General features: G+C 71.5%; 11 protein-coding genes. 5 read left to right on the top strand and 6 right to left on the bottom strand.

Going from position 1 to position 12613, the window contains the following annotated elements; all coding sequences use genetic code 11:
* Positions 1 to 20: 20 nt before the first annotated feature.
* A complete protein-coding gene (locus CR165_RS19190; protein WP_109518556.1) occupies positions 21 to 1721 on the top strand; it encodes an AMP-dependent synthetase/ligase in 1701 nt (566 codons plus the stop codon).
* Between the two features lie 36 nt (positions 1722 to 1757).
* Here CR165_RS19190 and CR165_RS25140 read toward each other — a convergent pair whose 3' ends face one another.
* The 4 genes from CR165_RS25140 to CR165_RS19175 all read right to left on the bottom strand — a co-directional run bounded on the left by CR165_RS25140 (position 1758) and on the right by CR165_RS19175 (position 4407).
* Complete coding sequence (locus tag CR165_RS25140) at positions 1758 to 1895, bottom strand: hypothetical protein (RefSeq protein WP_181378244.1); 138 nt, start codon at positions 1893 to 1895, stop codon at positions 1758 to 1760.
* 300 nt (positions 1896 to 2195) lie between these two features.
* Positions 2196 to 3536, bottom strand: a complete 1341-nt coding sequence (locus CR165_RS19185) for an MFS transporter (protein WP_245906593.1) — start codon at positions 3534 to 3536, stop codon at positions 2196 to 2198.
* Positions 3537 to 3659: 123 nt separating this feature from the next.
* On the bottom strand, positions 3660 to 3962 hold the full coding sequence (locus CR165_RS19180; RefSeq protein ID WP_109518555.1) for a DUF2312 domain-containing protein: 303 nt from the start codon (positions 3960 to 3962) through the stop codon (positions 3660 to 3662).
* 136 nt (positions 3963 to 4098) lie between these two features.
* On the bottom strand, positions 4099 to 4407 hold the full coding sequence (locus tag CR165_RS19175) for a DUF1244 domain-containing protein (RefSeq protein ID WP_109518554.1): 309 nt from the start codon (positions 4405 to 4407) through the stop codon (positions 4099 to 4101).
* A 162-nt stretch (positions 4408 to 4569) separates the two neighbouring features.
* Here CR165_RS19175 and CR165_RS19170 point away from each other — a divergent pair, with 162 nt between their 5' ends.
* Positions 4570 to 5583, top strand: coding sequence for an LLM class flavin-dependent oxidoreductase (locus CR165_RS19170; protein WP_109518553.1), 1014 nt, complete (start codon positions 4570 to 4572; stop codon positions 5581 to 5583).
* A gap of 51 nt (positions 5584 to 5634) precedes the next feature.
* Here the strand turns inward: CR165_RS19170 and CR165_RS19165 are convergent, their stop codons facing one another.
* The gene (locus CR165_RS19165; protein ID WP_109518552.1) at positions 5635 to 6078 is read right to left on the bottom strand and encodes an SRPBCC family protein; all 444 of its coding nucleotides are present in this window, start codon (positions 6076 to 6078) and stop codon (positions 5635 to 5637) included.
* A 70-nt stretch (positions 6079 to 6148) separates the two neighbouring features.
* Complete coding sequence (locus CR165_RS19160; RefSeq protein ID WP_109518551.1) at positions 6149 to 7333, bottom strand: pyridoxal-phosphate-dependent aminotransferase family protein; 1185 nt, start codon at positions 7331 to 7333, stop codon at positions 6149 to 6151.
* Positions 7334 to 7510: 177 nt separating this feature from the next.
* On the opposite strand from CR165_RS19160, the gene CR165_RS19155 reads away from it, so the two are divergent.
* From CR165_RS19155 to CR165_RS19145, 3 genes are all read left to right on the top strand, one after another.
* Entirely contained in the window at positions 7511 to 10429 is a 2919-nt protein-coding gene (locus CR165_RS19155) for an FAD-binding and (Fe-S)-binding domain-containing protein (protein WP_109518550.1), read from the top strand.
* Positions 10426 to 11004, top strand: coding sequence for a DUF924 family protein (locus CR165_RS19150; protein WP_109518549.1), 579 nt, complete (start codon positions 10426 to 10428; stop codon positions 11002 to 11004). The genes CR165_RS19155 and CR165_RS19150 overlap by 4 nt, the downstream gene beginning before the upstream one ends.
* A gap of 294 nt (positions 11005 to 11298) precedes the next feature.
* Positions 11299 to 12519, top strand: coding sequence for an OmpA family protein (locus CR165_RS19145; protein WP_109518548.1), 1221 nt, complete (start codon positions 11299 to 11301; stop codon positions 12517 to 12519).
* Positions 12520 to 12613: the final 94 nt, after the last annotated feature.

Raw genomic sequence — 12613 nt, 5'->3', positions numbered from 1 at the left:
CAAGGAAAACGCCCCCCGCCATGCGCGCCGAGGACAATTGGAACAGCCTGCCCGCCCTGATGCTGGGCCTGGCCCGCTCCTGGCCCGACCGGCCGATGCTGCGCTTCTGGCGCGGGGGCGGCTGGCGCAGCCTGAGCTGGGCCGAATTCGCGCTTCAGGTGGCCGATGTGGCGGCGGGGCTGCGGGCGCGCGGCGTCTGCCCTGGCGACCGCGTGATGCTGGTGGCCGAGAACCGTCCGGAATTCCTGGTGGCCGACACCGCCATCATGGCGATCGGCGCCGTCTCGGTGCCGGCCTACACCACCAACACGGTGGCCGACCACGCGCATCTGCTGCGCGATTCCGGCGCCCGCTGCGCCATCGTCTCGACCACCCGGCTGGCCCAGGCGGTGGCCGAGGCGGCCGGCCTCGGCGGGCTGGACCTGCTGATCTCGATGGAGGATGGCGCCGGCACCGTCTCCTGGGCCGAGCTGACGGCGGTGCAGGGCGACCTGGCGATGCTGGTGGCCGAGGTGGAGCACATCCCCGCCGGGCGGCTGGCCTGCCTCATCTACACCTCGGGCACCGGCGGCCCGCCCAAGGGCGTGATGCTGCCGCACCGGGCGATGCTGGCCAACCGGCAGGGCATCGCCGGCTTCATCCGCCGTCTCGGCCTGCCGCGGGACGCCTGCTACCTCTCCTTCCTGCCGCTCTCCCATGCCTATGAGCATACGGTGAGCTACCTGCTCTGCTCCTTCGGCATGGAGATCGTCTTCAGCCGCGGCGCCGAGCGGCTGGCGGCGGAGCTGACCGACATCCGCCCGCAGGTCGTCACCGCCGTGCCGCGGCTGTTCGAGGTGCTGCGGGCGCGCATCCTGGCGCTGGTGGAGAAGCAGAAACCCTGGCAGCGGCGCCTGTTCGAGCGCGCCCTGCGGCTCGGCCTGCGCCGGCTGGACGGCCCGCCGCTGGGCGCGCTGGAACGGCTGGAGGACGCGGTGCTGGAGCGGCTGGTGCGCCGGCGCATCCAGGCCCGCTTCGGCGGGCGGCTGGCGGCGCTGGTCTCGGGCGGGGCGCGGCTGGACCCGGAGCTGTCCGGCTTCTTCATGGCCATGGGCCTGCCGGTGCTGCAGGGCTACGGCCAGACCGAGGCCGGCCCGGTGATCAGCGTGAACGTGCCGTGGGAGAACAACCGGCACGCGGTGGGCCGCCCGCTGCCGGGGGTGACGCTGCGCATCGCCGAGGATGGCGAGGTGGTCATCCGCGGCCCGCTGGTGATGGATGGCTACTGGAACAACCCGGAGGCCACGGCCCAGGCCCTGCGCACCGAGGGCGGCGAGGTGTGGCTGCACACCGGGGATGTGGGCGAGATGGTCGGCCCGGCGCTGCGCATCACGGACCGCAAGCGGGACTTCATCAAGACGCTGGGCGGCGACATGGTCAGCCCCGCCCGCATCGAGAGCCTGCTGATGGCCGAGCCGGCGATCACCCAGGCGGTGGTGGCCGGCGAGGGCCGGCCCGGCATCGCCGCCCTGCTGGTGCCCGCCGAGGGCACGGCCGAGGCCGCGCTCGCCGAGGCGGTGCGGCGGGTGAACGGCAAATTGTCGGGGGTGGAGCGCATCCGGCACTTCGCCACCGTGGCGCCCTTCACGGTGGAGAATGGCCAGCTCACGCCGACCATGAAAATCAAGCGCCGGGTGGTGCTGAAGGACCACGCGGCGAAGCTCGATCAGCTCTACGGCTGACCCCCATGGCCGGGAAACCCGGCCATGGCCGCTGCCTCAGCCGATGGTTTCCATCACGAGGCGGCGGATCTCGGCCTGCGACAGGCCGGTGGAGGCGCTGCCCTGCACCACCATGGAGGTCTTGTGGGCCTCCGGCATGGTCTGCAGGCGCGGCTCGTTGATATGCGTATTCAAGGTAGTTCTATCCTTCTTGGGCGGCATAGCGAAGGCCGCCGTGGCTTGGTGTCATGTCGTGAAAACCGGCCAAGCCATAGGGCCTGCGGGGTTCCGCAGGCCAGAACGCCGCCAACCTCAGAGGGTTGCAGGCCATTCCTGAAATGCTTGGGCCGGGAAGAAACCGATATGGTCATGGATGACCAGTGAGGCGCAAATGGCCGTGCGGTTTCCGTCAGACGCCTATCTAGAGATCCGCGCCGCCCGAAGCAAGCTCTTTCTGAAGCGAGCTCTTTCTCCGGCCCCCGCCCTCCGGCGGCCTCAGCGTGGCGGCGGCAGCTCCTGCCCCGGCTCCGGCTCCGGCTCCGGCGCCGCCGCCTCGGCCAGGGCTTCCTGCGCGGCGGCCTCCTCGCGCTCCACCGCCGCTTCCTGCGCCACGGCCACCAGCTCGGTGCTGACCGGCTGGACGGGCATGACGAGGAAGTCCTCCTTCGCCTCCGGCGCGGCGCGCTGGCGCATGCGGTAGAGGCCCCACAGCGCGATCAGCAGCTGGGCGGACAGGATCAGCCAGCCGAGGCCCGGATTACCCAGCGTGGTCATGGCCGTGCCGCCGATGATCGGGCCCAGCGCCGAGCCGGCGCCCCACAGGATCAGCAGCCCACCCGAGGCGGCGGCGAACTCGCCCGGCGGCACGTGGTCGTTCACATGCGCCAGGATCAGGCTGTAGCCGGGGATCACCATGGCGCCGAACAGCGCCACCAGGCTGTAGGCCATCCAGCGCGGCGGGTCCTCGGGCACCAGCAGCACCATCCACAGCAGCGCCGCCGTGGACAGGATGGACAGGCCGACGATCAGCCCGCGCCGGTCGATGCGGTCGGACAGCCAGCCCACCGGCCAGGTGGCGGCGAAGCCGCCCAGCGAGCCGCAGGCCATGAACACCGCCACCGCCGCCGCCTCCAGCCCCAGCCGCTGCGCGAAGAGCGGCCCGAGCGCGTAATAGGCGCCGGTGCTGATGCCGCTAAGGAAGGCCGCCACCACGCCGAAGGGCGACTGCCCGTAGAGACGGCCGAGATTCAGCTCGGCATCGCCATCCGGCTGCGCCGGCGCCTGGGCGCGGGAGAGCACCACCGGCACCAGGGCGAAGGAGATGATCATGGAGATGACGCAGAACAGCGCGAAGCCGCGCGGCGAACCCATGGTCAGCAGCATCTGCCCGGCCACGCCGGCAATCATGCCGGTCATGCCGTAGACGCTGAGGATCTGCCCGCGCACAGAGGCGTTGGCGGCGCCGTTCAGCCAGCTTTCCACCACGATGAACAGGCCGGCGAAGCAGAAGCCGGTGAGCGCCCGCGTCACCGGCCAGACCCAGGGGTCCATCGCCAGCAGGTGCAGCAGCGGCGCCATGGAGGCGATGGCGGCCAGCGCCGCGAAGGCCCGCGTGTGCCCCACCATCCGCACCAGCCGTCCGCCGCGCAGCGAGCCCAGCATCAGCCCGACATAGAAGCCGGAGCCGACCAGGCCGATCTCGGTGGCGGTGAAGCCCTCCAGCCCGCCGCGCACGGCCAGCAGGGAGGATTGCAGCGTGTTGCCCATCTGCAGCAGCGCGTAGCCGAACAGCAGGGCAAAGACGGTGGCCAGGGTGCTGGCGAGGGAGGATGGCACGGCAAGGTTCCGCGGCGTGCAAGGGGCCGGGAGGCCCCGTGGGAGGGCGGCCCGCTACGATTCCGCCAGCATGGCGGCGCGCGGCGCGCCGGCCCCCAAGGGGCGGCGCGGGGCGCGGGCGCATCACATGCCGAGGGCGCGGCGGTAGAGGTCGAGCAGGGTCTCCTGCTCCTCCACCTCGGCCGGCTCCTGCTTGCGGATGCGCAGGATCTGCTTGATCACCTTCACCTCGAAGCCGGCCGACTTGGCCTCGGCGAAGATGTCCTTGATATCGTCGGCGAGGGCCTTGCGCTCCTCCTCCAGCCGCTCCACCCGCTCGATGATCGAGCGCAGGCGGTCGGCGGCGATGCCGCCCACTTCCGCCTCGGGATCGGCCTCCTGGCGCTCGCGGCTGGCCTGGGCCTCCTGCGCGTCGAAATCGCTCATCATCGTCTCCAGAAACGGACCAGACCCGGCGCCGGAAGGCGGCGCCGGAGGGGCGCGGGTATAGCGGCGCCGGCCAGGGCGGGCAAATGGATCGGACCTGCGCCCCTCCCCCTCGCCCGCTTCCCGGCACCCCGGCTCAGTGCCCCGGATTGCTGGCCGCGAACTTCGCCTTCTGCTCGGCCGAGGCCTCCTTCTGGTGCTTCGCCTGCCACTCCTTGTAGGGCATGCCGTAGATGGCCTCGCGCGCCTCCGGGTCCGGCAGGGCGATGCCGCGCGCCTCGGCGGCCTCGCGGTACCAGCGGCTGAGGCAGTTCCGGCAGAAGCCGGAGAGGTTCATCAGGTCGATGTTCTGCACATCCGTCCGCTCCCGCAGGTGCTCGACGAGGCGGCGGAAGGCGGCGGCCTCCAGCTCGGTGCGGGTGGCGGGGTCGATCTCGGTGGTCATGGCATGGGCCTCCTTGCTCAGCGCCCAAGGTGGGGCCGGCACCACCCTCCTGCCAAGGCACCCCCCTGACGCGAGGCCCCCCGTGCCCCATATCGGGGAGGACTGCCCTGCCCCGCGCGGGGTCCTTCTCCATCCCCGCAACCCGCCTGGGGAGGCATATCCATGATCCGCTACTCCGTCCTCGACCTCGCGCCCATCAAGCAGGGCGAGGAAGCCAGCCACGCCTTCCACAACGCCCGGGACCTGGCGCAGCACGCCGAGCGCCTGGGCTACCACCGCTTCTGGCTGGCCGAGCACCACAACATGCCGGGCATCGCCAGCGCCGCCACGGCCGTCGTGATCGGCCATGTGGCGGCCGGCACCTCCACCATCCGCGTGGGCTCGGGCGGGGTGATGCTGCCCAACCACGCGCCGCTGGTCATCGCCGAGCAGTTCGGCACGCTGAACGCCCTGTTCCCTGGCCGCATCGACCTCGGCCTCGGCCGCGCGCCGGGCACCGACATGCGCACCGCCCGCGCGCTCCGGCGCAACCTCTCCGGCGACGTGGACAGCTTCCCGCAGGATGTGGTGGAGCTGCGCGCCTGGTTCGCGCCGGTGCAGCCCGGCCAGCCGGTGCAGGCGGTGCCGGGCGGCGGCATGGAGGTGCCGCTCTGGCTGCTGGGCTCCAGCCTCTACAGCGCGCAGCTGGCGGCGGCTCTGGGGCTGCCCTTCGCCTTCGCCTCGCATTTCGCGCCGCAGGCGATGATGCAGGCGCTGGAAATCTATCGCGAGGGCTTCCGCCCCTCCGCCCAGCTCGACCGCCCCTACAGCATGGCGGCGATGAACATCTTCGCCGCCGACACGGACGCGGAAGGCGAGCGCCTGTTCACCTCCCTGCAGCAGCAGTTCCTGAACCTGCGGCGCGGCACGCCGGGCAAGCTGCCGCCGCCGGCCGAGGATGTGGCGGCGCTGCAGCACGAGGCCCGCTATGCCGGCGTCGGCCAGAGCCTCTCCTGCTCGGCGGTGGGGTCGCCCGAGACGGTGCGGCGCCAGATCGGGGAATTCGTGGAGAAGACAGGCGTGGACGAGCTGATGCTGACCGGGCAGATCTACGATCACACGGCCCGGCTTCGTTCCTTCAGCATCGCCGCCGAGATCTGCCGCGAACTGGTGCGGCAGCCCGAAGCGGCGCACTGAACCGTCAGGCGCCGGTCCTTCCCGCCCCTGCGGCCTTCCGGGAGGAAGGCCTCAGGGGTTCTGCTCCGTGTGATCGACATCCTCGCCCGCATCCCGCCCATAGGCGCGGAGCGGGGCACCAGGGGGGTGGAGGACGGGATCGCCGCCTTCGGCACGCTCGAGGTGCGATTTCAGGCTCTGCAGGGCCGCCTCCATGCCGTGCGCCAGGGCCTCCTGGGGCGTCTCCCGCTCCGTGGGGTCGTTGGGCTGGGCGGTGTCGGTGCCGAGCGTCAGGAAAAGGCGGGCCACCTTTCCCTCGCCCTCCACCCGCCACTCGCCGCTCGGAGCGAACGGCCAGCGCACCGTGAGGGCGGCCTTGTCCGCCGAGAGCTTGCCCTCCGGCGGGCCGGTCTCCTCGCGCCGAAGGTGGGGCAGCCATTCCCGCCAGTGGCGGATGTCCGCCACATAGGCGAAGACCTCGGCGGCGGGACGGCTGATGGTGATGCTCTGTTGCATGATGCCATCAACGCGCCGCCGCGATGCCGGTTGCCAGCGGGGCGCGGCCGCTCCGCTGGCGTTCAGGGGTTCAGGCGTTGCCGGAGAGGTAGTCCATGGCGGCCTTCACGCCGCCTTCCTTGTGCGGCACGCCGGCGATGCGCAGCCCCATCTCGACGCCCGAGAGCGTGCCCATCAGCGCCAGGTCGTTGAAGTCGCCCAGATGGCCGATGCGGAACACCCGGTCGTTCAGCCGCCCGAGGCCATTGCCGAGCGACATGTTGAACTTCTCCAGGATGGCGGCGCGCAGCGCGTTGGCCGAGTGGCCCTCCGGCAGCCGCACGGCGGTCAGCACGGAGGAATAGTGGCGCGGGTCCTCGCACTGCACCTCCAGCCCCCAGGCGCGCACGGCGCGGCGGGTGGCCTCGGCGTGGCGGTCGTGGCGGGCGAAGACGTTCTCCAGCCCCTCGGCCAGCAGCAGGTCCAGCGCCGTGTCCAGCGCGTAGAGCATGTTGGTGGCGGGGGTGTAGGGGAAGTAGCCGGTGGCGTTGGAGGCGATCATCGGCTTCCAGTCCCAGAAGCTGCGCGGCAGCTTCGCACCCTCGCTGGCCTTCAGGGCCTTTTCCGAGACAGCGTTGAAGGACAGGCCCGGCGGCAGCATCAGCCCCTTCTGGCTGCCCGAGACGGTGACATCGACGCCCCATTCGTCATGCCGGTAGTCCATCGAGCCGAGCGAGGAGATGGTGTCCACCAGCAGCAGCGCCGGGTGGCCGGTGGCGTCCATCGCCGCCCGCACCTCGGCGATGCGGGAGGTGCAGCCCGTGCTGGTCTCGTTGTGCACCACGCAGACGGCCTTGATGGCGTGCGCCGTATCCGCCCGCAGCCGGGCCTCGATGCCGGGCACGTCGGCGGCGCGGCGCCAGTCGGTCTGGATCAGCTCGGGCTTCAGCCCCAGCCGCTCGGCCATCTCGCGCCAGAGGAAGGCGAACTGCCCCGTCTCGCACATCAGCACCGTGTCGCCAGGGGAGAGGGTGTTGACCAGCGCCGCCTCCCACGCCCCCGTGCCGGAGGCGGGGTAGATGATCACCGGCTGCTCGGTCTTGAAGACCTGCTTCACCTTCTCCAGCAACTGCTTGCCGAACAGGCCGAAATCCGGGCCGCGATGGTCCATGGTCGGGTTGTCCATGGCGCGCAGCACGCGGTCCGGCACGTTGGAAGGCCCCGGGATCTGCAGGAAATGCCGGCCGGCGGTGGGCTTGGACTGGAAATAGGCCATGGATCGCTTCCTTCCCTGGACGGGCTGATGGCCCGATCTCTTACGGGCGGTGCATGTGCCGCGCCAATGAGTTCGGCTCGTGGGATTGATGAGCATTATAGATCGGACAGGAGCGCCCGGCTGCGCTAGGGAGAAGGCACTCTCCTGCCCCGCAGGCTGCCACCCAGGGAACGCCCGATGAACGCCATCCACCACTCCAAGGTCCGCCCCGGCGACCCGGCCCTGGCGGCGCGGCTGAAGCGCGAGACCGAGGGCGAGGTGAAGTTCGCCCCCGCCGACCGCGGCCGCTACGCCACGGATGCCAGCATCTACCAGGTGGAGCCGGTCGGCGTGCTGGTGCCGAAGACCATCGCGGACGTGCAGGCGGCGCTGGCCATCTGCCGCGAGGCCGGCGTGCCCGTGCTGCCGCGCGGCGGCGGCACCAGCCAGTGCGGCCAGACCGTCAACCGCGCCCTGGTGATCGACTGCACCAAGCATCTGCGCCGCGTGCTGGAGGTGGACGAGGCGGCCGGCATCGCCCGCGTCGAGCCCGGCATCGCCCTCGGCGCGCTGAACGACGCGCTGAAGTTCCGCAAGAAGTTCTTCCCCGTCGATCCCTCCACCTGGGCGCGCTGCACCATCGGCGGCATGGCGGGCAACAATTCCTGCGGCAGCAAGTCCATCCGCTACGGGCTGATGGCCGACAACGTGCTGGCCATCGACGCGCTGCTGGCCAGCGGCGAGCGGCATACCTTCGGCGAGCTGCCGGACAATCTCGGGGCGGGGATGCCGGCCGGCGTCGCCGCGCTGGTGCAGTCGCTGCGCGCCCTGGGGGCGGCCGAGGCGGAGGAGATCGCGGCGCGCTTCCCGAAGCAGTTGCGCCGCGTCGGCGGCTACAACATCGAGGCGCTGACGCCGGCAGCGCGGGCCGCGGGGCGCGGCAACCTGGCGCGGCTGCTGGTGGGCAGCGAGGGGACGCTCGCCTTCTCCGCCTCGCTGGACCTGAAGCTGTGGCCCATCAAGCCGCGCAAGGTGCTGGGCATCTGCCAGTTCCCCACCTTCCGCGCCGCCATGGCCGCCAGCCAGCACCTCGTCACGCTGAACCCCGAGGCGGTCGAGCTGGTGGACCGCACCATGATCGACCTCGGCCGCTCCATCCCGATCTACCGCGCCACCATTGACCAGATCGTGCGCGGCGAGCCGGATAGCCTGCTCATCGTCGAGTTCCACGGCGATGACGACGCGGCCCTGCTGCGCGACCTCGCGCGGCTGGACGAGATGATGGGCGATCTCGGCTACCCCGGTGCCGTGGTGCGCGCCACCGACGCCACCCTCCAGGCCAGCATCGCCGAGGTGCGCGAGGCGGGGCTCAACATCATGATGAGCATGAAGGGCGACGGAAAGCCGGTCTCCTTCATCGAGGACACGGCGGTCGACCTGCCCGACCTCGCCGACTACACCGAGCGGCTGAACGCGGTGTTCGAGCGCCACGGCACCAAGGGCACCTGGTACGCCCATGCCAGCGTCGGCTGCCTGCATGTGCGGCCCGTGCTGAACATGAAGGATGGCGCGGATGTCGCGAAGATGCGCGCCATCGCCGAGGAGTGCTTCGCCCTCGTCCGCGAATACAAGGGCAGCCACTCGGGCGAGCACGGGGATGGCATCGTCCGTTCCGAGTTCCACGAGAGCATGTTCGGCGCCCGCATCGTCCGCGCCTTCGAGGCGGTGAAGGACGGCTTCGACCCGGAGGGGCTGCTCAACCCCGGCCGCGTCGTCCGCGCGCCGCGCATGGATGACCGCTCTCTGTTCCGCTACCCGCCCGGCTACCGCGCGGACGAGACGGTGAAGCCGGCGCTGGACTGGTCCGCCTGGCCCGGGCCGCAGGGCGGCTTCCTCGGCGCCGTCGAGATGTGCAACAACAACGGCACCTGCCGGAAGTTCGACGCCAACGTCATGTGCCCCTCCTTCCGCGTGACGCGGGAGGAGCAGCACCTGACGCGCGGCCGCGCCAACACGCTGCGGCTGGCGCTGACCGGCCAGGTCGGGCCGGACGCGCTGGCCGGCGACGAGGTGGCCGAGGCACTCTCGCTCTGCGTCTCCTGCAAGGGCTGCAAGCGGGAATGCCCGACCGGCGTGGACATGGCCAAGATGAAGATCGAGGTGCAGCACGCAAGGGCGCGGAAGCATGGCATCAAGCTGAAGGACCGCATCATCGCCGAGCTGCCGCGCTGGGCGCCCTGGGCGGCGCGGCTGCCGGAGGTGGCCAACGCACGCGACACCATCCCCGGCCTCGCCGGCCTCTCCGAGCGGATGCTGGGCTTGGCCGCCGGCCGCACCCTGCCGAAGTTCCGCCGCGACGTGTTCCGCGACCGCGAGGCGGTAACGGGCGGCCCCAAGCGGGAGGTGCTGCTCTTCGCCGACACCTTCAACCGCTACTACGAGCCGGAGGTGCTGCGCGACGCCGTGACGGTGCTGGGCCATGCCGGCTACCGCGTGCGCCCGGCCCATGCGCATGAGGGCCGCCCGCTCTGCTGCGGCCGCACCTACCTCGCCGCCGGCATGGTGGACCGCGCGCGGGAGGAGGCCCGGCGCACGCTGGCGGCACTCTCCCACAGCGACGCGCCGGTGATCGGGCTGGAGCCCTCCTGCCTCACCACCCTGCGCGACGAGTTCCTCTCCCTCCTCCCCGGGGAGGAGAGCCGGAAGCTCTCGGAGCGCGCCTTCCTCGCCACCGAGTTCCTGGCGAAGGAGGATGGGCTGCTGCCGCTGCACGGCATCCAGGCCCCCCGCGCCCATATCCACGGACATTGCCACCAGAAGGCCTTCGGCGCCTTCCCGGCGGCGGTGAAGACGCTGCGCCGCATCCCCGGGCTGGAGGTGGCGCCCATCGCCTCCTCCTGCTGCGGCATGGCGGGCAGCTTCGGTTACGAGGCGAAGAATCTGGAGGCGAGCAAGGCGATGGCGGAGCTTTCCCTGATCCCGGCGGTGCGCGCGGCGGCGCCGGAAGACCTGATCGTGGCCGACGGCACCTCCTGCCGCCACCAGATCCGCGACCTCGCGGGGCGGGAGGCGCTGCACTCGGTGCAGGTGCTGGCCCGCGCGGCGCGCCCGGCATGAGCCTCTCCCCGCCGGATGTCCTCGGCTTCTGGTTCGGCGACGACGCCACGGTGTTCCGCCCCCGCTGGTTCCAGCGTGACGACGCCTTCGACGAGGCCATCCGCGCCCGCTTCGGCGCGGCGGTGGACCCGGCGCGGGAGGGGGCGCTGGATGGCTGGGCGGAGACGCCGGAGGGCGGCCTGGCGCTGATGATCCTGCTCGACCAGTTCCCCCGCAACCTGTTCCGCAGCACGCCGCGGGCCTTCGCCAGCGATGCCCATGCCCGCGCCACCGCCCGCCAGGTGGTGCTGGAGCGGCGGCACGACCTGGCGCTGCACCCGGTGCAGCGGAGCTTCCTCTACCTGCCCTTCGAGCATTCCGAGGCGATGACCGACCAGGAGCTTTCCGTCGCACTGTTCGAGGGCCTGCGGGACCACGCGCCGTCCCGCCAGCCCGGCGGCGTCATCGACTATGCCTGGCGGCACCGGGCAGTGATCCGCCGCTTCGGCCGCTTCCCGCACCGGAACGCGGCGCTGGGGCGGGCGGACACCGCCGCCGAGGCCGCCTATCTCGCGCAGCCCGGCGCCGGCTTCTGAAGGCCGGCCCGGCGGCGGGGCCGGTTTCGCTGCGCCCGATTCACAAGAACGTGCGCCGAATCCGGCCTTCCCCGCGCCGCGGCGTGGGCGGCACCGCCCCGCCGCCGCATCGTGCGCTGTCCCACCCAGGCTCGCAGGGCGATTTCCTGCCTAAAACAGCAATTTAACCAGTCTGGACCGAACTCTGTGACAGTTTCGCCACAGGCCCCATTCATTGCAAAACCGTACCGCAACTTGGAGATGAAACCCTGGTTTTCCCTGCGCCCGTCCACTGGGTTGCCAAGGAATATGACCATGACGCTTCGTCGCCTGCTTCTCGCCGCCACCGTCCTCGCCACGCCGGGCGTTGCCCTTGCCCAGGGCACCTCTTCCTCTCCCTGGTACTCGCCCATGGGCTGGCTGCCGACCGCCGCGGCCGAGCCGGTCTCGGGCGTCTATATCGGCGCCGGCGCCGGCTGGAACCACTCCGACGCGCGTGGCCTGACGGCCCAGGGCGGCAACGCCGCCTACTTCGACGGCACCTCGGGCAACCGCCAGGGCAACCTCGGCTTCGAGGAGGGCTTCATGGGCGCCCTCTCGGTCGGCTACGGCTTTGGCAACGGCTTCCGCACCGAGATCGAGGGCAGCTACCGCTACAACAACGTCGACCGCCTGGGCGGCTTCCAGAACCGCGCCGGCGGCGCGCCGGGCGTGGCCTTCCGCAACATCGACGGCGACATGCAGCAGTACGCCGTGATGGCGAACGTGTTCTACGACTTCCAGCTGCCGCGCTGGTTCCCGAACATGCCGGTGGCCGTCGTTCCCTACATCGGCGGTGGCGTGGGCTACATGTGGACGGAGCTGGAAGCCAGCGGCGCCCGCCTGCCGGCCGGCGCCAACAGCGTCCGCATCGATGACTCCGCCGGCCAGTTCGCCTATCAGGGCATCGCCGGCCTGGCCTTCCCGATCACCGCCGTGCCGGGCCTCTCGGTCACCGCCGAGTACCGCTACACGGGCGCGCTGCAGACCAAGTTCGACGGCACGGTGCGCAACCCGGCGGGCGGCGTCGTCTCGCGCGGCAGCTACGAGGTGGACCAGGCGCACAACCACTCCGCCATGCTGGGCCTGCGCTACGCCTTCAACCAGCCGGTGCCGGCCGCGCCCGTGCCGGTCGTGGCCCCCGCGCCCGCCGCTGCCCCGGCTCCGGCCCGCACCTATCTGGTGTTCTTCGACTTCGACCGCGCCGACCTGACGGACCGCGCCCGCCAGATCATCGCCGAGGCCGCCCAGAACAGCAGCCGCGTGCAGACCACCCGCATCGAGATCGCCGGCCACGCCGACCGCTCGGGCTCGCCGCAGTACAACCAGCGCCTCTCGCAGCGCCGCGCCGATGCGGTCGCCGCCGAGCTGGTCCGCCTCGGTGTCGCCCGCTCCGCCATCGGCGTGCAGGCCTTCGGCGAGAGCCGCCCGCTGGTGCCGACGGCCGACGGCGTGCGCGAGCCGCAGAACCGCCGCGTCGAGATCGTCCTGCGCTGATCACGCAGGCCGGTTCCGCACGGAACGAGAGGGGGGCGCCGCGAGGCGCCCCTTTTTTCATGCCGCCCTCCGCGCGGCGGCGGCATGAAAAAAG

Source organism: Teichococcus aestuarii (genome assembly GCF_003116135.1).
GTDB classification, from domain to species: domain Bacteria; phylum Pseudomonadota; class Alphaproteobacteria; order Acetobacterales; family Acetobacteraceae; genus Pseudoroseomonas; species Pseudoroseomonas aestuarii.
Note: the sequence above shows the minus strand (reverse complement) of the source record. Positions and strands in the feature narration are given on the sequence as shown.